The following is a 22,735-nucleotide window of genomic DNA, read 5'->3' as shown; positions in this document are numbered from 1 at the left end:
CATGTTCAGCTGGTATAATAATATGGGCTTTCGCTGGAAGCTCACCCTGCCATTGTTGCTACTTGTCGCGCTGTTTTTGTACTCCAGCGTCTATTCAATTGTCTCGGCCCGCAAGTTGGCCGAGCACGCGAGTACCATTGCTGAAATCAATTTGCAGGAGCTGCAATTGATCTTGCAAGCGGATAGGGATCTATACCAGGCCCTGACCGCTGAACGCACGGTGTTTATCAGTGGAGTCAGTGGTGCCAGTGTGGATAGCTTGGTGGCAGAGCACCGCGAGAATGCCGAGCAGGCCCGCGAACGCTTTTTACAGTCACTGAGTTTGTCCAATACCAGCACTGAGGCGGAGCGCTCGGAGTTTCTACGGCTCTACGAGGCCTGGTACCGTTACAGCCGTAACCTACTCGACAAGGCGCGTCTTGGTGACCCCAATGCCATCGACGAGGTCGAGCGCGAGGGTTTTGAACGCAGCTACCAATTGTTTGATGCCGTGCGCACCCACTTGGATGTTGTGGGCGAGCGCCGTCTGGTGCATGTTGAAGAGTTTACGCAACAGATTCGGGCGGACGAGCAATCCATAGCGGCGAAGCTCGTGGCGATTGCTGTGGTGTGCACATTGGTTGCCCTCGCCGCCGCGATCTTCTTACCGATTATGGTGATCAGGCCATTAAAAGCCATTGGCGATCGGATTCAGAACATCGCTGAGGGCGATGGGGACTTAACCATTCGCGTCGATGTTCACAGTGATGACGAACTTGGGGAGCTATCCGGGCACGTCAATCGCTTTATGGAAAAGCTTCAACACTTAATCATGCAGATTCGCAACAATACTGAAGAGGTGGCTCAGGCGGCCAACATGATGCTCGATGTGTCGGCCAACAGTCAGAAGGCCGCCGATGAACAGTGCCATGCCATTACCATGGTGGTGGCGGCGGTTAATGAGCTGACTGTGGCGATCCAGGAGGTGGCGCAAAATACTAATGAAACGGCTGAGAGTGCCAAGCAGGCCAGCAGCGTGACCGAAGCGGGTCAGTCGCGGATCCGTGCAGCGGTCAGTCGTGTGCAGGAATTGTCCAGTCGTATCAACGAAACCTCCAAGGTCATGGCACAGCTGGAAGAGGAGGCGAAAAACGTAACCTCCGTGATCGATGTGATTCGCGGCGTGGCCGAGCAGACCAATCTACTGGCCTTGAACGCGGCCATTGAGGCGGCCAGGGCCGGGGAGCAAGGTCGGGGTTTTGCTGTGGTGGCCGATGAAGTGCGCACGTTGGCAAGTCGAACACAGGAGTCCACGGAAGACATTCAGCAAATGCTCGTCAAGCTGCAAGGTGGCGTGCAAAGTGCGGTGGAATCCATGAATCATTCCAATAACATGACCGGTGAGGCGGTCCAGGCGGCGAATGATGGCGGCGAATCTCTGGCCAGCATCAGCGACGCCGTCGGCTCGATCACGAATATGGCGATACAGATTGCCACCGCGGCGGAGGAGCAGAGCTCGGTGACGGCTGAAATCGATAAAAACCTGGTGGAAATCAATCAGCTGGCGATGAATACCTCCGATGACGCCAGCAAAACCGCGGAAGCCAGCCGCGAGCTCAGTAACCTATCGCAGAATTTGCGCAATTTGGTGGGTAGCTTTAGAGTGTAGCCATTGTGAATTGGCGATGGGGAGTAGCTCGTGGTCGCAAACGGCGATAGCATTATTTTGATTGGAATGCCCGGGGCGGGTAAAAGTACCGCAGGCGTGCTTTTGGCAAAAGAGCTGGCCCGCCAGTTTGTCGACACGGATCTGTTGATCCAGACCCACACGGGTAAAACCCTGCAGGACATTATCTACGACGCTGATTACCTCCATTTGCGTGAGCTGGAAGAGGCCACCTTGCTTCAGCTTGAGTGCACCAACCATGTGATCGCCACGGGCGGCAGTGTGATATACAGCGATGCGGTTATGAAATTGCTGCGTTCGCTGGGGCAAATTGTCTATCTCGCTTTGCCGGAGTCGGAACTGGTAACACGTATCCATAATATGGACAGTCGCGGTATCGCTAAGCCGAAGGAGCAGAGTTTTTCCGAGCTCTATGCGGAGCGTGTGCCTCTATACCAGCGCTACGCTGATATCACTATTGATTGCAGTGGGAAGACCCCGTCTGAGGTTGTCAGCGAAATTATCTTCGAGGAAGGCGAGCAGTACGCCGAAATCGATGCCTGAGCTGGCGAGTGCTTGGCAGCCTATTACCGCCGGTTAGTTTTTTTCCTTGAGTTCGGCCAGTTTTTGTTGGCTCAGGCTCAAAAAGCGCGAGGTTGGGCCGGCATCCTCATAGATTTCATCGCCAAATTCGTCGTGCGCGACAACTTCGCTGCCCTTGATATAGGGCATGGACTCTTCGAGCTCGTGAAGTGCGGAGGACAACAGATCGGCGACCAGCTGTTCCAGCGACTTTTTCGGGTACATTTGCGCCAGTGCTTCAAGCTTGGCGGCATCTTCCAGAGGCAGGCGTACCGGGTAGGGGGTGCTGGTTAGGCGGCCGCTTGCGGTTTTCTCCCAGTAGGCTAATAATTCACCGGGTTTCATATCCATGCTGTATACCTCACCTTGGGTCGTGGCTGATGGCTCCTCAGTCAATATAGTCTAAAAGAATATATAAAACAATGGGTTATGTTTCGCGATGGGCACTGTCTTGTGATTCCGGGGTCAGCCGTGTATCGTATCGCCTTTTTTCTATACAGCGCATTAAGAGCGCCAGTCGGCTCTCCTGACCGGGGAACCGGAAATAATACGTGAGGAGTCACAGTCAATGAAAGTCATCTTATTGGGGGCACCGGGTGCAGGGAAGGGCACTCAGGCAAAAATGATTATGGATAAGTTCGGCATTCCCCAAATATCCACAGGCGACATGCTCCGTGCCGCGGTGAAAGCGGGGACCCCTCTTGGTGTTCAGGCAAAAGACATTATGGCCGCTGGTGGTCTGGTGCCGGATGATTTGATTATCGCGCTGGTCAAAGAGCGTATCGCTGCAGATGACTGTGTCAAAGGCTTTTTGTTCGATGGTTTTCCTCGCACCATCCCTCAGGCCGAAGCGCTGCTCGAAGCCGGTATTGATATCGACCATGTGATTGAAATCGAAGTCGAAGACGAAGAAATCGTTAACCGCCTGAGCGGACGTCGTGTGCATGAAGCCTCTGGGCGTATTTACCACATAGAGCACAACCCGCCGAAAACGCCCGGCGTAGACGACGAAACCGGTGAAGAGCTGGTTCAGCGCGAAGACGATAAAGAAGAAACCGTGCGCAAGCGTCTCGCGGTGTATCACGAGCAAACCAAGCCTCTGGTAGAGTTTTATCAGCAGCAAGAACAGAAAAACCCAGAGACAGCGCCAAAGTTTACCCGTATTCGCGGCGTAGGAAGCGTGGACAGCATCCGCGCGCAGTTGTTTTCCGTGTTGAGCGACTGACTCCTCTCTGAAGCGCGGATTGCGCAGCCGGCGTGTTAAATGTGCATTTTCGCTTCTAAAATGACGCTCAAGAAAGGCCCGATATTCGGGCCTTTTTTTGTGCCGGTTTTTATAGGTCTGCAGGTGAGAGGCGTTTTTGTCGGAAAAATGTCATTCAACAGATGACTGTGTAGCGACAATTTCCATGGCAAGGTTAACACGTGCAGGCTTTCTACATTGCTCTGCTTTATTTTCTTTCGATGCGCGGTTACGGGAATAATTAAAAGAATTCCGCCATTTGCAGCCAATAAAGCGATTAATTTGCTTGTCAAACGTGCAATTTGTCTATTTTTTAAATATATTGATAATGCTTATTGCAACGTTACAGCGTTGCAACTTAGAAAAGTGCGACAAGCAAAAACAATTTTAGGAGATATGACATGGCCAGAGTTGCGAAAAAAGCCGCACGTAAATCGGTGGCGAAACGTAAATCAGTAACCCGTAAATCCCCTAAGCGCGCGGCCGCTATTTCTGTGGATCCGGCCGTAGCAAAAATACAGGTAGCAGTTGATAAGGCTCAGGCGCAAGTCAACGAGCAAAGTAAGAAAGTCGACGCGGCGCGTAAAAAAGCACAGGCCGCCCGTGCCAAAGCTTCCAAAAGTGGTAAGGCGGTTGATAAGCGTGCGGCGAAGACCGCCAGTGGTGCAGCAGCCCGTGCTTCTGACAAAGCGAAAACACTCAAGGCCAAATTGGCCGAGCAGAAAACACGCTTGGCAAAGGAGAAAACCCTAGCCGCTATTCGTGCTGTTGAAGCTTCCAGCAGAGCTAAGTTAGCCGAGATGGAAGAGCGCCTTGCCGCGCGTGCGGAGAAAGACCTTGTCAGAGCGAGAGCGGCTTTTGAATCCAAGTGGAAAAAGTCCCGTTCTGCGGCCAATACCCGCAAGGTTAAGGTGGCGGCCAAGAAAATGACAGCCAAGGCCAAGCTCGCAGAGAAAAAGGCCAGGGCAAAAATGAAAGCGCTTGAACGCAAAGAAGCGGCCAAGCAAAAAGCTGCGACGAAAAAAGCCAAGGCCCGTAAGGCGCCTACAAAGCGTAAACGCGCTACTGCCCGTCGAGGTCGTCCAGCGAAAAAGGCCTGATCTCTCGCAGTTTACCCAGAGTATAGAATAAACCCCAAAGCCCCTACCGCTCAGTGGTTGGGGCTTTTTTGTGCCGCCTATACGGCTGAGCGCCATTCAGGCAAGTGCCCTATCAGCGTGATTTCTTACCCCTGCTGGCAGAGGTGTTGGTGAGCGGGACGCGATCTGTCAAAATAGCAGTTTTATTAAAAGGTGCCCCCATGACCACTATTCTTGCGCTGGATACTTCCAGCGACGCCTGTTCGGTGGCCCTGTGGCGCGACGGTCAGATAACGGAAAAATTCGAGCTCGCTGCCCAGAGCCATACCCAGCGAGCCCTGCCGATGATTGATGAGCTACTGACCGAAGAAGCCCTGAGCTTGTCGCAGTTGGACGCTTTGGCCATAGGCGCAGGGCCAGGGTCTTTTACCGGCCTGCGTATTGGCCTCGGCGTAATCCAAGGCCTCGCTTTTGCCGCTGATCTACCGGTGGTGGCCGTATCGACCCTCGAGGCCATGGCCTGGCAGCAGGTTAGCCGGAACACCGGCGATATTGTGCTCATGCCGGCGTTGGACGCACGCATGGGTGAGGTCTATTGGGCACTCTACCGCTATTGCCAGGCGTCCGACTCCCTCGAGGTATTGGTTGAACCCAGCGTCTGTCCTCCAGAGCGGGTCGGCGATGCCTTGCCCGATGGGCTGAGTGGGCTCGTCGGGGTAGGCTCCGGATGGGCGATTGAGACCATGGCAGCATTAGCGCCTGAGCCTCAGGTGGATTGTTATCCGCGCGCCGGCGCGCTGGTCGCGCTGGCTGCCCGGGATTTTGACGCGGGTCGGGGGCAGAGTGTGGACCATGTGCAGCCAAACTATGTCCGCGATACCGTTTCCTGGAAAAAGCGAGAGAGAATTCGTCAGTAAATGATTTCCTTACGCACTTACTGGTGGCGTCAGGATTGAGAGATTGGATGTTAGTATTCCCGGCTTGATAGCGTGGCCCTGGCAAGGGTTTGAGTCGAGCCGGGTAAACGATTGAGGTTAATTATGCAGGTGTCCGATACATTAGAGGAGTTTAACGAGGGATTGATTCGCTTTATCGGTGAGTCGCCTACGCCCTTCCACGCCTCGAAGAGCATGGCTGAGCAGCTTGCCGCGGCCGGATTTACTGAGCTCAAAGAGTCAGAGTCCTGGACGCTGGTGCCCGGTGAGCGCTATTACCTGCTGCGCAATGGCTCCTCGCTGATTGCGTTCGTTTATGGCCGCGAGTCGCTGATTGATTCGGGCATCCGCATGCTCGGTGCGCACACGGATAGCCCATGCCTTAAGGTTAAACCTAATGCCCGCGTTATCAGTGCCGGCTACTACCAGCTCGGCGTCGAGGTCTATGGCGGCGTGCTCTTGAGCACTTGGTTTGATCGCGATCTGTCCATTGCCGGGCGCGTGACCTTTCGCAGCGCGAATGGCTCGCCCGTCAGCCGGTTGATTGACTTTGTCGCTCCCGTGGCTATGGTGCCCAGTCTGGCGATTCACCTGGATCGCGACGTAAATCGCAATCGCAGTATTAATCCACAGGAGGAGTTGCGGCCCTTGCTGATGCTGGCCGATGACGATCCGGACAAGTTTACCTTCCCCGCTTTGCTTCTGGCCCAGCTGCAAAAGCAGTATCCCGGTATCGAGGTACGTGAAATCCTCGACTTTGAGCTCTCGCTCTATGACACCCAGCGCCCCGCCTTAATCGGCCTGCGCAGGGAGTTTATTGCCAGTGCCCGGCTGGACAACTTACTGAGCTGTTATTTGGGTCTTGAGTCCATTCTCGCCGCCAAGGGCGATCAATCCTGCCTGCTGGTTTGCACGGATCATGAAGAGGTGGGCAGTGCGTCGGCATGTGGCGCGCGTGGGCCTATGCTCGATCAGTTTTTACAGCGCTTAATACCTGAGACCAGTGACCGCTTGCGCGCGCTGGATGCCTCCATGATGATCTCAGCGGATAACGCGCACGGCATCCATCCAAATTATCGGCAAAAGCACGATGCCGAGCACGGCCCATTACTCAACGGTGGACCTGTGATCAAGGTCAACGCCAATCAGCGTTACGCCACCACCAGCGAAACCAGTGGTTTGTTTCGCCTGTTGTGCGACGACTTGGGTGTGCCTGTACAGAGTTTTGTCTCGCGCACCGATATGGAGTGCGGTAGCACCATCGGCCCGATTACCGCCGCTGAGGTGGGGGTTAAAACCCTGGATATTGGCGTTCCTACCTTTGCCATGCACTCCACGCGCGAACTGGCCGGCAGTCAGGATGCCTACGCCCTGATGCGCGTCATCCGGGCGTATTTCGCCCGCCCCCGGGCGCCGGGGCGCTTTGACGGCCAGTGAAAGGCCTTTTGCTCTCGGGTTACGATGCCGCCAGTCACAGGCGCTGGCGGCTCGGCCTTGAGCGCAGCCTGCCTGACTTTCAATTTACCCAGGTGGCTTTGCCGCCGCGTTATTTCAGTTGGCGCATTCGCGGCAGCAGCCTGTCCCTGGCAGGGCTGTCGCGCGAAGTGCTGGAGCAGCCCTACGATTTTTTGATCGCCACTTCCATGGTGGACCTGTCGTCACTAAGGGGAATGCTGCCAGCCATAGCGCGTTTGCCCACGCTCTTGTACTTTCACGAAAATCAGTTTGCTTATCCGGCAAGCGGCCAGCAGCACCACTCTCTTGAGCCGCAGATGGTGACCCTTTACAGCGCCATTTGCGCCGATCGCCTGGCGTTTAACTCGAGGTACAACCGCCGCACTTTTCTTGAAGGGGCCGAGGCCTTGCTCGGTAAAATGCCGGATCTCGTTCCCAGGGGAGTAGTGGATGCGCTGGCGGCAAAGTCCAGTGTTTTGCCTGTGCCTCTTGAGGACGAACTCTTTCTCCGCAAGTCTGCCCCCAAGCTTCGGGCGAATCGTCCTACGCTCATCTGGAATCATCGCTGGGAGTACGACAAAAACCCGCGTTTGCTGCTTGAGGCTATGGGGCGGATATGCGAGCACTATCGCGGCCGCTTGCCGTTTGTCGCGCACATTGTTGGCGAGCAATTTCGCCGCGAGCCGGAGGCGTTTGCGCCTTTGAAGCAGCTTCTGCAGCAGGCCGGTGCTCTGGGTAACTGGGGCTATGTCGCCGATGCCGAGCAGTACCGCGAGCTGCTATTGCGCTCGCACATCGCCCTGTCCACAGCGGATCATGATTTTCAGGGGCTCGCTGTGTTGGAGGCGGTTGCCAGCGGCTGCCTGCCGGTTGTGCCGAAGCATCAGGTTTACCCTGAAATGCTGGGGGATAACTGGTGCTATCCAGTCACCGGTGACCTGCACAGCGATGCCGAGGCGCTGGCGATGCGGCTGGTGGAGTTGGTGGACGGCCTGCTGGCCGACAGACTCCCCGCAGCGCCGGATGTGAGCGCCCTGGCCTGGTCAGGGCAGCGCGAAATATACCGGCAGTGTCTGCACGAGCTGGCTGGCGGCGCTACACAGCTTCGTACAGAGTCTGTATCATAGGCGCCCGCCGTGCCCTGCGCGGCCGTGAAAGGCCAATGATAAGTGGTCGCGCAACTCCAAACGACGAAGAGAAGCACATGAGCAAGCAACGCGTACTCACTGGTATTACGACGACAGGCACGCCGCACCTGGGCAACTACGTGGGCGCTATTCGTCCCGCTATCGCCGCCAGTGAAGATCCCTCTTTGGAATCCTTTTATTTTCTCGCCGATTACCACGCCTTGATCAAGTGTCAGGAGGCCGAACGGGTCGAGCAGTCGCGCAAGGAAATTGCCGCAACCTGGCTGGCATTGGGGCTCAACACCGACAATGCGGTCTTTTATCGTCAGTCGGATATCGCGCAGATTCCCGAGCTTTGCTGGCTGCTCAACTGTATGGCAGCCAAGGGCCTGATGAACCGGGCACACGCCTACAAAGCGGCCGTGGCAGCGAATGAAGAGGCAGGAGAGGACCCCGATTACGGCGTTACCATGGGGCTGTACAATTATCCGGTGCTGATGGCCGCGGATATTTTGATGTTCAATGCCAACAAAGTACCGGTGGGTCGCGATCAGATACAACACATTGAAATGGCGCGCGATATCGCCGCTCGTTTTAACCACCACTACGGTGAGCATTTTGCCCTGCCTGAGGCGATGGTGGATGACAAGGTGTCAGTGCTCAACGGCCTGGACGGACGCAAGATGAGCAAGAGCTACAACAACACCATTCCGTTATTCCTGCCGGAAAAGCAGTTGAAAAAGCACATCAATAAAATTAAAACCAACCTCTTGGAGCCGGGCGAGCCGAAAGACCCTGAAGGCTCTACAGTGTTTCAAATCTGGGAGGCGTTTGCCTCGGACGAGCAAGCAGCGCAGATGCGTGATCAGTTCGCTGAGGGTATTGCCTGGGGTGAGGCCAAGCGCCAGCTGTTTGAATTGATTAACAATCAAATAGGTGAGGCGAGAGAGCGCTACTATGAGCTGATGGAGCGGCCGGCGGACATTGAAGAGATTTTGCAACTTGGCGCCGCGCGAGCGCGCGAGCACAGCGAGCCGTTTATGGAGCGCTTGCGCTCAGCTGTGGGCCTGCGGCCAATGGCGTAATCGCTATGACGCAAGCCACTGTGCGGCCTTTCGTAGCGATCTCGCGCTAAAGCGCGCTGACCACGGAGTAGATACCCCCGGTCAGGGCGCTGATTTCACTCTCACTGGCCACGTAGGGCGGCATAATGTACACCAGCCGTCCAAAAGGCCTGACCCAAATTCCCGCCTCAACAAACGCAGGCTGCAATGTTTGCATGTCCGGAGCCTGGTCCAGCTCGACAACGCCAATTCCCCCCAGTACACGCACATCCACCACCCGGTCGAGCTCCCGGCAGGGTTCAAGCTCCCGGCGCAATTGCGCCTCAATGGTGCCAATCCGCTCCTGCCAATTCCCCTCAAGCAGCAGACGAATGCTTTCACCCGCGACAGCACAGGCCAATGGGTTACCCATAAACGTCGGCCCATGCATAAAAACACCCGCTTCGCCGCGGCAGATACCATCGCTCACTTGGTCATTGCAGAGCGTGGCCGCAAGCGTCATATAGCCGCCGGTGAGGGTTTTCCCAAGGCATAGAATATCCGGGCTAATCCCGGCATGCTCGCACGCAAAGAGCTTACCCGTGCGGCCAAAGCCGGTGGCGATTTCATCGGCGATCAGCAAAACCTGATGTTGGTCGCATAGCTCGCGCACCGCTTTTAGATACTCGGGGCTGTACATCCACATGCCACCGGCCCCTTGCACAATCGGTTCTAAAATAACCGCAGCAATGTCGCTATGGGTTGCCAGCAGTTCGCGTATGCTGGCCAGGTCGCTCTCATCAAACGGGGCGTCAAACCGGCTGCTCGGGCGGGTAGCAAAGTATTGCTGCTGCAGGTTGCGCGAAAAAAGATGGTGCATGCCGGTCACCGGGTCGCAGACACTCATGGCGCCAAAAGTGTCGCCGTGATAGCCATTGGTAAGCGCGACAAAGCGGTGCTTTTCAGGCCGACCTTGAGAGTGCCAGAACTGCAGGGCCATTTTCATGGCGACCTCTACGCTCACGGAGCCAGAGTCTGACAAAAACACCTTGTTTAAGCCTGGCGGCGAAAGCCGAACCAGCTGCTGGCAGAGGCTGACAGCCGGTTCGTGCGTCAGGCCGCCAAACATTACGTGGCTCATGGCTTCGCTCTGATTGCGCAGCGCTGCATTCAGGCGCGGGTGGTTGTAGCCGTGCAGCACACTCCACCAAGATGACATGCCGTCAATCAGGGTACGGCCATCGGCGAGCGTCAGCGTGACTCCGCTGGCGCTGGCAACGGCGTAAGTCGGGCTCGGGTTTAAAAACGAAGAGTAGGGGTGCCAGACGTGTTGTCGATCGAGGGCCAGAATCTCGTCGTTGGTCAGTTGCATGAGTCTATGCCATTAAAAAGCGCTCACGCTAAGGCTTTTGCCGCTGGATGTCCAGCCAGCGGCTACTGAAATCGCTTCACCAGCTCAAACTGATTGGCCGATAGCGAGGCCATCTCGCGGCTCAAGCGATTGGCCTCGCGGATCTGCTCCTGGGCACCGTCGGCGATATCGGTAATGGCTTGCGTGTTTTTCTCGATATCGGCGGCTGTGGCCGATTGCTCCTCGGCGGCAGCGGCAATTTGATGAGACATCTGGTCGATGATGCTCACGGCCTCGGAGATGGCTTTGAGGGCGCGGCTGACATTATCCATTTCACTGACACTGCGCTCGACGTGGTTCTGGCAAGCGTCCATTCCTTCTCCTGCCAATTCGGTGGCCTGGGTCAATTCACTGATGATGTTCTGAATATCCTCGGTAGACTCCTGAGTCCGCTGCGCCAGGGTTCTTACCTCGTCGGCGACCACGGCAAAGCCCCGGCCCTGTTCGCCGGCGCGCGCCGCTTCAATGGCGGCATTGAGCGCGAGTAGGTTGGTCTGCTCCGCGACGCCGCGAATCACGCCGACGACAGACGCAATTTTGACGCTGCCTTCGGTCAAGCGGTCGAGCACCGAGCCAAGTTTGGCAACGGTTTTCGATAAATCGTCAATGGCAACGCCCGCGCTTTCAATGACGGTATTGCCCTTGCCGACTTGTTTCAGGGCATCTCGGGTAGCGCTGGAGGTCTGCGTGGCGCCGCTGGCGACTTCCTGTACGGCCAGGGCCATCTGCCCCATGGCATGGGCCACGTTGGCGGTTTGCTCATGCTGCTCATTGATATGACCAAAGGTGGCCTCGGCCTGCTGCTGCGCCGCCTGGGCGCGGTTGCGAAGTTCGCCGGCAGACGCTTCGAAGCGCCCAAGCGCGGTTCTCAGGCGAGCCTTTTGGGCGAGTTGTGCGAGGCGGATTTCACCGATGCGGTCGATTCGCCCGGTATAGATATAGGCCGCTACTGGATCGTGATGAATTTCTCGCGCGTTGCCAAGCAACTCGTCGATCTTCAGATTGAGGTAGGCCTGAATGGCACCGCCGCCCGCCACCGCCATCAGTGCTGCGGCCACCTGGTAGCTCAGGGGCAGCTTCAAAAGCAGACCAGCGATACCCAGCACCAGCCACAGGCAAGGCGCCAGAACGAGAAAAGTCTGCCAGCTCTGGCAAAAGCGGGTGGAGGGTGGGCACACAGGCTTTCCCGCTTGCAGGCGGGCATAGGCCCGTTCGGCCCGCTGGATAAGCTGCCGGTCGGCGTGTACACGCACCGACTCGTAGCCGAGTGTGCGGCCTCTTTCTCCCACGGGGGTGACGTAGGCGTCGACCCAGTAATGGTCACCGTTTTTACAGCGGTTTTTTACGACGCCCATCCACGGCCGGCCGGATTTCATCGCCTCCCAGAGCATGGCGAAGGCCTCGCGCGGCATATCGGGGTGACGAAGAATATTGTGGGGCTGCTTGATCAGTTCATCGGAGGTAAAGCCCGCAATGCGGCAGAAGGTGTCATTGCAGTAAGTAATGGTCCCTGCGAGATCGGTGGCAGAAACAATTTCTTCACCGGGTTTTACCGGTACTTCTTTTTGCGTAACAGGGCCGTTGTTGCGCATGGTGTTTTCCTTAGGCAATTTATTAATTCCAAGCTCTAATGGTAGAGCTTAGACGATTTATCGATGTTCGCGAGCGCTCCAAGCGAGCGGCTGTCTATAGGTTCGAGCTATAGGTCCGAGCTATGGGTTCGATGCTCAGGCGGCTTGCGCAGAATCGGCGTCCGACACTTGGTTGAGTTGCTCGAGCCGGTGCAGTTGCCTGTCCAAGGCAGCTCTGTCGCTCGGCAGTATATCGGTAAATTCCAGGCTGACTTGAGTATGGCGAAAGGGTGTCCTGGCGATTCGGGCGGATTTGACCCTTGCCTGACAGTTGATACGCAGGCCCCCGCTCAGCTGAAATTGGCACAGCGGTAGGAGAGCGTCGCGTCGCATGTAGCCAAGCTGATTGCCTGTGAGTGCCAGGCGCATACCGCCAGCGGAAAGATTGAGGATTTTGCCAAACTGTGGCTCGTTGCCGACGGCGCGCACTTTCGCTTTCATTTGAGCGCCGGGCAAGCCAAACCGACTCCAGGCGCGGCGAGGGCGGTAGTCGGCGTGCTCGGGCAGTACCGTGGCAATCGCGCTGCGTCCCTGCGACGGGCCCGCCACCACGGGTAGGCGCAGGGTCAGAACCTCGCCCTGGCGCTGATGGCTGATGATCAACCAGTGAGCGTCGTTCAGCAGCGGGGCGCCTGGGGTCAATTCATCCAGCCACAGTAAACCCCGCGCGGCGTCCACAGCGACAATCATGCTCTGGTAGCTCAGGGTTTCACCTTCCAGTTTCACTTCCAGAAGCTGGCGGGTTTGACACAGGTGTGTGAGCAGGGCCGCTGCGCCTGTTTGTGTTTGGCTGGCCAGGGCCCCGGCATCTGGGGCGGGGCGATGGTTGTCGCTGGTTGGCCCAGCCACACCCGTGGGTTCGGCCGGAGCGCTGGATTGACTGATTTTGGCCATCAGGCGGCGAATCAGAGACATGTCTTTCTCCTTGCGGCAATACACACCTGTCGGTAGCAGGTACTTTTATCGGCTAGAGCAAGGGCTATGCCAGAGAGAAAAGGCCGCACTCGCGCGGCCCGGCGGGCAGGGCAGTTATCTGAAGCGGAAAAACGCGGCAAAGCGGTGCCGCTCAGCGGCAAAGGCAATTCCATCTGCTGGGCAAAATACGTACAATACCGGCCGATTTTTCAATGACAGGTTGATAGACATGAGCGAGACGGTATCGGAGTCGGCAACACGCAAAGAGCGGCTGGAATTCAACAAGCTGCAAAAGCGCCTGCGCCGACAAGTGGGCTCAGCGATTGCCGATTACAACATGATCGAAGAGGGCGATAAGGTCATGGTGTGCCTGTCCGGCGGCAAGGACTCCTATGCCATGCTCGATGTCCTGCTCGGCCTGCAAAAAACGGCGCCGGTGCATTTTGATCTGGTAGCGGTCAATATGGATCAAAAACAACCGGGTTTTCCCGAGCATGTGTTACCCAATTACCTGGATTCCATTGGCGTTGAGTATCATATCGTTGAAAAAGACACCTACAGCATCGTTAAAGAGATTATCCCCGAAGGTAAGACCACTTGCGGTTTATGTTCGCGATTGCGACGCGGCACTTTGTACAGCTTTGCCGATGAGATCGGGGCGACCAAAATTGCCCTTGGGCATCACCGTGATGACATTGTTGAAACCCTGTTTTTAAATCTCTTCTACGGCGGTAAGCTCAAGGCTATGCCGCCTAAATTGTTGGCTGATAATGGTCGTAACCTAGTGATTCGTCCACTGGCCTATTGTAAGGAAAAAGACCTTGAAGCTTTCGCCGAGGCCCGGGGCTTTCCAATCATCCCGTGCAACCTGTGCGGCTCGCAGGAGAACCTGCAACGCCAGGTCATTAAGCAAATGCTACAAGACTGGGAGCGCAGCCACCCGGGTAGGGTGGAAACCATTTTCTCCGCCCTGTCGAATGTAGCGCCCTCGCAGCTGGCCGACCGCCAGTTGTTTGACTTCGTCTCTTTGAAGCCTCAGGTCATGGCGTACGAGCAGGACCCACAGCAACAGACAGTGGTCGGTTATATCGATGCCGTTCAGCTCTGAGTTCAGAGCTCGGGCGGTAGAGCCTGTGTCTGTTCTATACTTCATTCAACATTGTTGGCAGCGGAGGTGCGTGTGCAGCTGGGAGTGCCCCGGGAAGTTAAACAGGATGAGCATCGGGTTGGTCTGACCCCAGCGGCAGTGGCGCAGCTCAGCGCTGCTGGCCATCAAATCCTGGTTGAGCGAGGCGCGGGGGAGGGCAGTGCCTTTGACGATGGGCAATATCAGCAAGCGGGCGGCAAACTAGTCGATACGGCCGCTGAGGTTTACGCCAAGGCCGAGCTCATCGTTAAAGTGAAAGAGCCTCAGCAACAGGAGTACCCATTGCTCAGGCCGAGCCAGCTGTTGTTTACCTATTTGCACTTAGCGGCAGCGCCTGAGTTGGCCCGCGAACTGATGGCATCGCAGGTAACGGCCATAGGTTATGAAACTGTTTGCGCCCCCGATGGCAGTCTGCCTCTGTTGACGCCCATGTCAGAGATCGCGGGCAGGATGTCGGTGCAGGCCGGGGCTCATCATCTCGAGCGGACACGCGGCGGCAGAGGGGTCTTGCTCGGTCAGGTGGGCGGCGTGCCCGCTGGCCAGGTGTTGATTGTCGGTGGTGGCGTTGTCGGTGCCCAGGCGGCCAGTGTCGCTCTAGGCATGGGGGCACGGGTGACCATTCTCGATAAGTCTCTGGCGCGGCTGCGCGAGCTAGAGGATAAGTTTGCGGGCCGGGCAGCTTTGGAATTCGCTTCGCAAGACCGGCTGCGCGAGCTTGCTGCCTGCACTGACTTGTTGATTGGCGCCGTCTTGGTTCCGGGGGCGGCGGCGCCAAGGCTGCTCACGCGGGACGATATTGCGGCCATGAGGCCGGGCAGCGTGCTGGTCGATGTGGCCATTGACCAGGGCGGTTGTTTTGCTACATCTCGACCGACGACTCATGCGGAGCCAACCTACACCGTGAATGAGGTCATTCACTACTGCGTGGCCAATATACCCAGCGCGGTGGCGCGCACGTCGACAATGGCCCTGTGCCATGCCACACTTCCCTATGTGAAAACCCTCGCCGACAGGGGGTGGGCGGGGCTCTGCAGTGATCCGGCTCTGCGCAGCGGGGTAAATGTACACGGGGGGCGAGTCACCCATCGCGAGGTGGCGGAGTCGCTCGGTGAGTCATACCAGCCAATTGAATAAAACAGCAGGAAATGCCAGGGCGCGCAGGGTAGCGGCACAGCAATGTGGGGTTAAAGCCGTACAATGAGAGAAAAGGCACCTTCGTTCTTCGAGGGCATTTCGTTTCAACTGGCCAAAATCGGTATCATACTGGCGTTTGTACTGAGCTTTGTGATGAGCTCAGTACAGGTCTATATTGACTTTAAAGCTCAGTCTCAAGAGCTGGAGCAATTGATTGACCGGGTGGTTGAAGTGGCAACACCGCCTGCGGCGCGTGCCGTGCATACTCTCGATGACGATCTCGCCTCTGAAGTGGTCAATGGGCTGCTGACCTACAACTTTATCAACGAGGTGGCCATTCTCGATGAGCGCGGCAATGTATTGGCCGATGTCAGCCGCGCGCAACCTGCCAACTCAACCCACTGGCTGAGCCGCATTGTCGCCGGTGGCGATTTTACCTATTCCTCAAAACTGAAAGTGCCGGGCTATGTTCAGGACGCCTCGGGGCAAATTGTGTTTACTGTGGATAAAAGCCAGGCCCTTTCCAGCTTTTACCAACGCTCAGAGATCAATTTAGTGATGGGGGTACTGCGCAACCTCCTGTTGGTGATCTTGTTGTTTGTTGCCTTTTATTTCAAATTGACCAAGCCCTTGGTGCGTCTGTCCTACGAAATCAACGAGATTGATCCCGATCAACCCGGTGTAAGGCGCCTTACCCAGCTTAAGTCGCATCGCCGCGATGAGTTGGGTACGGTCATCAGCAGCAGTAACCAATTGCTCGACGTGGTTGAGTTGTCGCTGGCCAAGCGTCGGGCTGTGGAGCTCGCTCTGCGTAAAAGCGAAGAGCATTTGCGCCAGATCGTCGATAGCTTGCCGGTGTTGATCGGCGCGCGCAACATTGAGGGTTATTATCTGTTTGCCAACAAGGCACTTGCGGACACCCTCGGCTTCACCCCTGAGCAAATGCACAATGTCCACGTTCGCCAATTGCTGAAAAACTCGGTGTTGGATGTGGAGAGTATCCTCACCAACGATTTGCGAGTGATCAAAGAGGGTGAGGAAATTGACGTTATCGAAGAGAGTTTTATTGGCGCCGATGGTACACAGCTGTACTTACAAACACACATGATGCCGCTGGATTACTACGATGAGGTGGTGTCGCTGGTCGTCTCGGTGGACGTCACCGAGCGCAAAAATGCCCAGGCAAAAATGGAGTATATGGCGCATCACGATGCATTGACGAGCCTCCCTAATCGTCTGCATTTGGTCGAGCGTCTGGAGCATGAGGTTAAGCGGGCCGAACGGCACGGCTATTTTGGTGCGGTGCTGTTTATTGATTTGGACAAGTTCAAAAATATCAATGACTCTCTCGGCCACCCTGTAGGTGATCGTGTTTTACAGGAAGTCTCCCGTCGATTGCAGGGAGCCGTACGGGACGAGGATTTGGTGGCGCGCCTCAGTGGCGATGAGTTTGTCGTGGTGCTCACCGTGCTCGACCAGGACGTTGAGGTGGCGGCGCTCAAGGCCGGCGAAATCAGTGAGAAAATTCGCGCCCTGATTTCTCTGCCGTTTATCCATGAAGATATGGAACTTAGGGTCACCTGCAGTGTGGGTGTGGTGGTTTACCCCGATAAAAATAACGTCGTGCATGAACTGCTACGCTACGCCGATACCGCGATGTACCAGGTCAAGGAGAAAGGTCGCGACGCGATTGAATTTTTTAACGAGGAAATGGCCGATAAAGTCAGCCGGCAGCTGGTGATGGAAGGCGATCTTCATCGCGCGCTAGAAGACGAGCAGTTCTCGCTTTTCTACCAACCCAAGGTGGATGTGAACAGCGGCAAGATTGTCGGTGCCGAGGCTCTCCTGCGCTGGCATCACCCCGAGAAGGGTAACGTCTCGCCGCTCGAGTTTATCCCCGTGCTGGAAACCTCAGGTCTGATTTTGCAAGTGGGTCAGTGGGTGGTGGAGGAGGCCTGCCGAGCCCTGGAAAACTGGTCTGAGCGTGGTCTATGGTCCGCTGGCATGCAGTTAAGCATTAATATTAGCCCCCGTCAGTTCCGCCGTGAGCGTTTTGCTGCCGATGTTATTAGGACGCTGGACCGCTACCGCCTGCCCAAAGGGGTTTTGGACATGGAAATTACAGAGGGTGTGGTGATCCAGCAAGTGGATGAGGCGATAGACACGATTACCACCCTGACCGAGCGCGGGGTGAGTTTTTCGCTGGACGACTTTGGTACGGGCTACTCGTCCATCAGTTACCTCAAGCGCTTGCCCGTGGCCACTCTAAAAATTGATAAGAGCTTCGTTCGCGATATCATCGTCGATCGCAATGACCGAGTGCTGGTGGAAACCATTGTCACCATGGGGCGTTTGCTGGATCTTGAGTTGGTGGCCGAAGGTGTAGAGCAAGCTGAGCAGCTTGAGATTCTGCGCAGCTACGGCTGTCACTCTTACCAGGGTTTTTATTTTAGCCCGGCGGTAGAAGGCGACAAGTTTATCGAGTTATTGCTCAGCAATCGGGCAAAAGATCGCTAAGACGGCCGAGCAGGTAAGGCACGGCCGTTTCAACCCGCAAAATTCGCTCGCCAAGGGTTACCCCAGTAAAACCCCGCTCGCTAAACGCTTCGATTTCCTGATCTAAAAAACCGCCCTCAGGGCCAATGGCGAGAACGCAGGGGGCGGTTTGTCCGTGGGGGCAGGGTTTAGACGCATAGGGGTGGGCAATCAGCGCTTGTCGAGTGGCGACATGCTCTGTCAGTTCATCCTCGATAAAGGGGCGAAACCGTTTGGCAAAGCGAACGTTTGGCAGCCGTGTGTCGCAACTCTGCTCAAGTCCGAGAACCAGCTCCTCGCGAATTTTTTCCTCGCGCAGTTGCGGCGATTGCCAGTAGCTTTTTTCAACGCGCGCACTTTGCAGGAGTATCAGCTCCTTGATACCGAGAGCGCTGATGGTTTGCAAGCAGCGTTTGAGCATGGGCGGGCGCGGCAATGCCAGGATCATGCTGATGGGAGAGGCTGGCGGCGGCCTATACTGCAGGTGCACCGACAGGTGTATTGAGTCGGCGGATGTCTCCGTCACCAGAGCCTCACCCATGAGGCCATTCACCAATCCGACCCGCAGACGATCACCAGATTGCGCCTTTTGAATCCTAAGAATATGCTCGACGCGGCGCCGGTCGCGTAAACAGACGGTATCGCCATGTGTGAAATCGTCGGGAAATAAAAGAATCAGGTTCATAGGTCCACAGAGAAATGGCGCCCCGGAGACGATTTGAACGTCCGACCTGCCGCTTAGGAGGCGGCTGCTCTATCCTACTGAGCTACCGGGGCATAAATCGCCCCATTTGAGCGACGGGCACATTGTAGAAATTTTAGCGCTCAAAGCCAAGCCCGCCTGCGACCAGTGTGCAGGCAGGAGAACGGAGCGCGGTGATCAGGCTTTGGCGACGGAGCTGGAAAGAGCGCGATTGGTGGCGCTGCCTTTGGCGTTGTAGAGTTCAGGCGTCGAGGTTTTACCGCGCACAAGATCAAGCAGCCGTTGCAAGGTTTGCTGGGAGCGGCCGATTAATTTACCGTTGATGTTGTTGAGAGCTTTGCACTCGGCAATGCACTCTTGCAGCTCTTGCCACAGAGGCAGAAGCGCTTGCAGAGGTGCATTGCCGGACATAAACGCTTGCCAGCCGTTGCTGTCAGCGGGCAAATTGAGACTTTGCAGCAGTGCGCTTCGCTCGGTGGCGTGGGCGTTTAACAACTCAATATGCTGAGTTTTGGCTTCGATCAGATCGGTCAGGGCGCCGTGGTCGCGATGCTTGAGAAGCTCAGATTCTTTTTGCAACAGCGCCAAGAGCGCTTGCGCGGCCTTGAGGTCGGCGGTGAGCATTTCTCTCACCAGCGCTGGATTTGCTGACATAGTACACCTCGGTGTGTAGGCAAGGTGCGCGTCCGGAGTTGGGGGCCGGACAGCGGCACTGGGATTAATTCAGTAAATCGTCTTGGCTTAGGATGGCCTCAGCCAGCCGATCGGCGTTAATTTCAAAACGGCCCTCAGCGATGGCCCGCTTAATGGCGTCTACTTTCTCGCTGTTGACTTCTGGTGCGTTCTCTACAGCTTCCTGAAGCTTGCTCAAGCTCTGCGCCTCCTGGCTGAGAACCACGCTGTCTCTGGGCGCTTCGGCGGCGGTTTCGGGCTTGCGACTGCTGTTGTCGGTCCGAGTCGGTGCTGCCGTTGAGCCACTGCGGCCGGTGGTGGGTCCACCGGGTTTCATTGTGTTGCTTGTGTCGATAGCCATAATCATTCCCAACATGTTTGCTGGCCTTGCGGCCGGTGCCTGTGTCAGCGCGGCTGCGAATGCAGCTCCCGCGTATCTGCTATCGGCCCGGCCTTGTATAACTTTAATGCTTTTTCCCGGTTTTTTGTGACTTTGGTCATTGTTAGGGATGAGGTCGGCTAAAAATTAGCCGCGACCCGCCCGTCGCCCACGATCCGGCCCCGAATTACCCGCTCTGAGGCAAGGTTGCGCACGCGTATTTGTTCACCGACCCGGCCGTTGGCGAGCGCCTCTGCCCGGGTCGCGACAACAATGGCGCCGCTGCCCGACTCCAGAGTCACAATATCACCTCTCGCTATCGCTAGAGGCTCCTCTACCAGCGCTGGGCGCAGGGGCTCGCGAACGTCCACAGCGCGGCGTAGCTGCTGGCCGATAATTTGTTCGGGCTGCGTATAATAGCCCGAACGGAGCGTGGAACTCGGTGCCTCAATCATGGACAGGTCCGACGCCTCAAGGATATCGCCGCGGCTCAGGGGGCCGGCTGCGACAAGAATCTGACGGTATATCTCTACCTGAGCGCCTAAGTAGATCTTCCAGGGCGTAGCGCCAGTGCAGCGGGCCTCGACGCTGACCGAGCCACCATCACCGGTCAGGTCACGCACATCAAAGGCCAAGTGCTCACTGCACTGGGCAAGGCGCAGGCGCGCGTCCAGCGGATTGACCTGAATCTCCACCCTGTCTGACAGGCCGCTATACTGCTCACGCAGGTAGTTTGCTGCTTTAGTGCGTAACTCATCCAGGCCCTGCCAGGCGGCGCTTTGGGCCAAGACATTGGGGGCGAGCGCACAAACGAATAAAATTACGCAAAGATTACGTAGTTGCTTCATAGTGTCCTATCCTAATAGCAGGAGCAGGCTGTTGAGTTTTGCGCTAAATATCGTCAAATTTCAGCCGTTAACACCTTCTGAAGAGAGTTAAAGCAAGGACTATGCCCTTTGCTTCAGGCCGGTGGAGAGGTTTGTAAGCAATAGGATGAATCTCGGTGCCGTTCGCCGGATCGAGTGAACAAGCCCCAGTAGGGGCCTAGCAAATAAAAGTACCTGTTGATAATGAGAGGCTCGGTATGGCGGGTGTACTGGATAGTGTCAACCAACGAACCCAACTGGTGGGGCAGAACCGCCTGGAGTTGTTGTTGTTTCGCCTGGCGGGCCAGCAGCTCTATGGCATTAACGTGTTCAAGGTCAAAGAAGTGCTGCAGTGTCCCAAGCTTAATGAGATCCCAGGACGCAGTGGCGTGGTGCGCGGAGTGGCCCATATCCGCGGCGGAACCATACCGATTCTCGATATGAACCAGGCCATCGGCCGGCGTCCTTTGGAAGACATTCACGAGTGCTTTGTCATCATCACCGAATACAACCGCACCCTACAGGGCTTTCTTGTGCGTGCTGTCGAGCGAATCGTCAATATGAACTGGGGCGATATTCATCCGCCGCCGAAGGGCGCTGGCAAAGAACACTATTTGACGGCGGTGACCGAGGTGGACAATAAGCTGGTGGAAATCGTCGATGTGGAGAAAATCCTCGCCGAAGTCTCACCGGTTAATGAAACCATCAGCGCGGGCGTGGTTGAGGATGGTCTGAGCGAGCGGGTGGTGAAAAAGCAGGTGTTGATCGTCGACGACTCCACCATCGCGCGCAAGCAAATCCAGCGCGTGGTCGAGTCCATGGGTATTCGCACCACTTTGAAAAAGGATGGGCGCGAAGCCATTGATTATTTACGCTCGATCATTGCCGATGGTCAGGACCCCTACAATGAATTGATTATGATCATTTCCGACATTGAGATGCCGGAAATGGATGGCTATACCTTTACCGCTGAGGTGAGGGCGGACCCTAAGCTGAAGGACATGTTTATCATCCTTCACACATCATTAAGCGGTGTGTTCAACGCGGCTATGGTGAAAAAGGTGGGGGCTGACGATTTTTTGGCCAAGTTCCATCCCGATGAGCTGGCCAAACGGGTCAATGACCGGGTCTTAGCCATTACTGGTGAAGATCTTTTGTCAGAAAATGAATAAATACAATGACATAACCCGCCTAGCTAATGTAAGTTATAGCCGCGGTTTGACTCGTTCGCGATGTAAGGAAGGGTATGAATAGCCAATCTAAGGGCGCAACACAAAGCCTCGAACAGGCGGAGTTTGATCACTTTCGCCAGTTTCTGCAGGACGCCTGCGGTATTGCCCTGGGGGAAAACAAGCAGTATCTGGTGACAAACCGGGTGCGCAGGCTGCTGGACGAGCACGGCTTGCACTCCTTCAGCGAGCTGATTGCCGCACTCAAGAAAAACACCAATCGCCGCTTGCGCGATCAGGTCATCGATGTGATGACGACCAATGAAACCTTTTGGTTTCGCGATGGTTATCCTTTTGAGCATTTAAAAAGCAAGCTGCTGCCCGAATTGATGCTGCCGGCAAACAAAATGTTTGGCCCGGTACGTATCTGGTCTGCCGCCTGCTCTTCGGGTCAGGAGCCTTTCTCGCTGAGTATGGCGATTGAGGAATACAAGCGCAAAGCCATGGGGACTTTGGCCCGTCCGGTTCAGGTAGTGGCCACTGATTTGTCCTCCATAGTGCTTGATCAGGCGCGGGAAGGCATCTATGACCGGCTATCGGTGATGCGGGGTCTTTCCGCGGAGCGGCGCGACCAGTTTTTTGACCCGCTGGATGAGAACCGCTGGCGCGTTAAGCCCTTATTGCGAGAGCGCATTGAATTCAGGGCACTGAACTTGCTCGATTCCTACGCCGCGCTCGGGCGCTTCGATATCGTTTTCTGCCGCAATGTGCTGATTTACTTTAACGCCGAACTCAAGCTCAAAATACTGCAGAAAATCCACGGCTGCCTCAAGCCCGGTGGGGTTCTGTTTCTCGGCTCATCGGAAGGGGTGGGGCAGGCCGCCAGCCTTTTCGAAATGGTGCGCTGCGAGCCCGGTATCCTCTATCGGGCCATTTAAAGCCTTTGCCGCCAGTCGGCGGCAAAGGCGGAAATGACTTGCCGTTTGAGCCTCTTCAAACTCCTCACTGTCACCGTTCCTTCAGCTTCTATCGATTAAAAGTCTTTAAAAATCATTCGGTTACCG

At 56.1% G+C, this 22,735-nt stretch carries 21 protein-coding genes and 1 tRNA gene; 13 read left to right on the top strand and 9 right to left on the bottom strand.

The window, feature by feature from the left end:
• Position 1: 1 nt before the first annotated feature.
• Positions 2-1,648 carry a methyl-accepting chemotaxis protein gene (locus QWI16_RS10690; RefSeq protein ID WP_302712999.1) on the top strand — a complete coding sequence of 549 codons (1,647 nt, stop codon included), beginning with the start codon at positions 2-4 and terminating at the stop codon, positions 1,646-1,648.
• Between the two features lie 66 nt (positions 1,649-1,714).
• Complete coding sequence (locus QWI16_RS10685; protein WP_441294560.1) at positions 1,715-2,209, top strand: shikimate kinase; 495 nt, start codon at positions 1,715-1,717, stop codon at positions 2,207-2,209.
• 33 nt (positions 2,210-2,242) lie between these two features.
• On the opposite strand, the gene QWI16_RS10680 is transcribed toward QWI16_RS10685, so the two are convergent.
• On the bottom strand, positions 2,243-2,578 hold the full coding sequence (locus QWI16_RS10680) for a type 1 pili tip component (RefSeq protein ID WP_302712996.1): 336 nt from the start codon (positions 2,576-2,578) through the stop codon (positions 2,243-2,245).
• Positions 2,579-2,795: 217 nt separating this feature from the next.
• Between QWI16_RS10680 and adk the strand changes: the two genes are divergently transcribed.
• The 6 genes from adk to QWI16_RS10650 all read left to right on the top strand — a co-directional run bounded on the left by adk (position 2,796) and on the right by QWI16_RS10650 (position 9,151).
• Positions 2,796-3,452, top strand: coding sequence for an adenylate kinase (gene adk, locus QWI16_RS10675; protein ID WP_302712995.1), 657 nt, complete (start codon positions 2,796-2,798; stop codon positions 3,450-3,452).
• A 419-nt stretch (positions 3,453-3,871) separates the two neighbouring features.
• Complete coding sequence (locus tag QWI16_RS10670) at positions 3,872-4,570, top strand: hypothetical protein (RefSeq protein WP_302712993.1); 699 nt, start codon at positions 3,872-3,874, stop codon at positions 4,568-4,570.
• A 200-nt stretch (positions 4,571-4,770) separates the two neighbouring features.
• Complete coding sequence (gene tsaB / locus QWI16_RS10665; RefSeq protein ID WP_302712992.1) at positions 4,771-5,466, top strand: tRNA (adenosine(37)-N6)-threonylcarbamoyltransferase complex dimerization subunit type 1 TsaB; 696 nt, start codon at positions 4,771-4,773, stop codon at positions 5,464-5,466.
• Between the two features lie 123 nt (positions 5,467-5,589).
• Positions 5,590-6,921: a M18 family aminopeptidase gene (locus QWI16_RS10660; protein WP_370659926.1), complete on the top strand. Its 1,332-nt coding sequence runs from the start codon at positions 5,590-5,592 to the stop codon at positions 6,919-6,921.
• Positions 6,918-8,066 carry a tRNA-queuosine alpha-mannosyltransferase domain-containing protein gene (locus QWI16_RS10655; RefSeq protein ID WP_302712989.1) on the top strand — a complete coding sequence of 383 codons (1,149 nt, stop codon included), beginning with the start codon at positions 6,918-6,920 and terminating at the stop codon, positions 8,064-8,066. The genes QWI16_RS10660 and QWI16_RS10655 overlap by 4 nt, the downstream gene beginning before the upstream one ends.
• Positions 8,067-8,143: 77 nt before the next feature.
• A complete protein-coding gene (locus QWI16_RS10650) occupies positions 8,144-9,151 on the top strand; it encodes a tryptophan--tRNA ligase (protein WP_302712988.1) in 1,008 nt (335 codons plus the stop codon).
• Between the two features lie 46 nt (positions 9,152-9,197).
• Here the strand turns inward: QWI16_RS10650 and bioA are convergent, their stop codons facing one another.
• The 3 genes from bioA to QWI16_RS10635 all read right to left on the bottom strand — a co-directional run bounded on the left by bioA (position 9,198) and on the right by QWI16_RS10635 (position 13,066).
• Positions 9,198-10,481, bottom strand: coding sequence for an adenosylmethionine--8-amino-7-oxononanoate transaminase (gene bioA / locus QWI16_RS10645; protein WP_302712986.1), 1,284 nt, complete (start codon positions 10,479-10,481; stop codon positions 9,198-9,200).
• 62 nt (positions 10,482-10,543) lie between these two features.
• Positions 10,544-12,112: a methyl-accepting chemotaxis protein gene (locus tag QWI16_RS10640; protein WP_302712984.1), complete on the bottom strand. Its 1,569-nt coding sequence runs from the start codon at positions 12,110-12,112 to the stop codon at positions 10,544-10,546.
• A gap of 135 nt (positions 12,113-12,247) precedes the next feature.
• A complete protein-coding gene (locus tag QWI16_RS10635; protein ID WP_302712982.1) occupies positions 12,248-13,066 on the bottom strand; it encodes a flagellar brake protein in 819 nt (272 codons plus the stop codon).
• Between the two features lie 229 nt (positions 13,067-13,295).
• Between QWI16_RS10635 and ttcA the strand changes: the two genes are divergently transcribed.
• The 3 genes from ttcA to QWI16_RS10620 all read left to right on the top strand — a co-directional run bounded on the left by ttcA (position 13,296) and on the right by QWI16_RS10620 (position 17,864).
• Entirely contained in the window at positions 13,296-14,174 is an 879-nt protein-coding gene (ttcA, locus tag QWI16_RS10630; RefSeq protein ID WP_302712980.1) for a tRNA 2-thiocytidine(32) synthetase TtcA, read from the top strand.
• Positions 14,175-14,246: 72 nt separating this feature from the next.
• A complete protein-coding gene (ald, locus tag QWI16_RS10625; protein WP_302712979.1) occupies positions 14,247-15,347 on the top strand; it encodes an alanine dehydrogenase in 1,101 nt (366 codons plus the stop codon).
• 63 nt (positions 15,348-15,410) lie between these two features.
• Positions 15,411-17,864 (top strand): putative bifunctional diguanylate cyclase/phosphodiesterase, encoded by a 2,454-nt coding sequence (locus QWI16_RS10620; RefSeq protein WP_302712976.1) that lies wholly within the window; start codon positions 15,411-15,413, stop codon positions 17,862-17,864.
• Here QWI16_RS10620 and QWI16_RS10615 read toward each other — a convergent pair.
• The 5 genes from QWI16_RS10615 to flgA form a co-directional block, all read right to left on the bottom strand.
• Positions 17,839-18,567, bottom strand: a complete 729-nt coding sequence (locus QWI16_RS10615; RefSeq protein WP_302712974.1) for a 16S rRNA (uracil(1498)-N(3))-methyltransferase — start codon at positions 18,565-18,567, stop codon at positions 17,839-17,841. The genes QWI16_RS10620 and QWI16_RS10615 overlap by 26 nt on opposite strands.
• Positions 18,568-18,582: 15 nt before the next feature.
• Positions 18,583-18,659, bottom strand: a tRNA-Arg gene (locus QWI16_RS10610).
• 103 nt (positions 18,660-18,762) lie between these two features.
• Positions 18,763-19,239, bottom strand: a complete 477-nt coding sequence (locus tag QWI16_RS10605) for a flagella synthesis protein FlgN (protein WP_302712973.1) — start codon at positions 19,237-19,239, stop codon at positions 18,763-18,765.
• Positions 19,240-19,303: 64 nt separating this feature from the next.
• Positions 19,304-19,618 carry a flagellar biosynthesis anti-sigma factor FlgM gene (gene flgM / locus QWI16_RS10600; protein ID WP_302712972.1) on the bottom strand — a complete coding sequence of 105 codons (315 nt, stop codon included), beginning with the start codon at positions 19,616-19,618 and terminating at the stop codon, positions 19,304-19,306.
• Between the two features lie 158 nt (positions 19,619-19,776).
• Positions 19,777-20,484 (bottom strand): flagellar basal body P-ring formation chaperone FlgA, encoded by a 708-nt coding sequence (gene flgA, locus QWI16_RS10595; RefSeq protein WP_302712971.1) that lies wholly within the window; start codon positions 20,482-20,484, stop codon positions 19,777-19,779.
• Between the two features lie 236 nt (positions 20,485-20,720).
• Between flgA and QWI16_RS10590 the strand changes: the two genes are divergently transcribed.
• Both QWI16_RS10590 and QWI16_RS10585 read left to right on the top strand, forming a co-directional pair.
• Positions 20,721-21,674: a chemotaxis protein CheV gene (locus tag QWI16_RS10590; RefSeq protein WP_302712970.1), complete on the top strand. Its 954-nt coding sequence runs from the start codon at positions 20,721-20,723 to the stop codon at positions 21,672-21,674.
• Between the two features lie 74 nt (positions 21,675-21,748).
• Complete coding sequence (locus QWI16_RS10585; protein ID WP_302712969.1) at positions 21,749-22,609, top strand: CheR family methyltransferase; 861 nt, start codon at positions 21,749-21,751, stop codon at positions 22,607-22,609.
• The last annotated feature ends 126 nt before the right edge of the window (positions 22,610-22,735 follow it).

The organism is Gilvimarinus algae (assembly GCF_030518215.1).
Taxonomy (GTDB): domain Bacteria; phylum Pseudomonadota; class Gammaproteobacteria; order Pseudomonadales; family Cellvibrionaceae; genus Gilvimarinus; species Gilvimarinus algae.
This window is presented reverse-complemented; position numbering and strand designations above follow the sequence as displayed.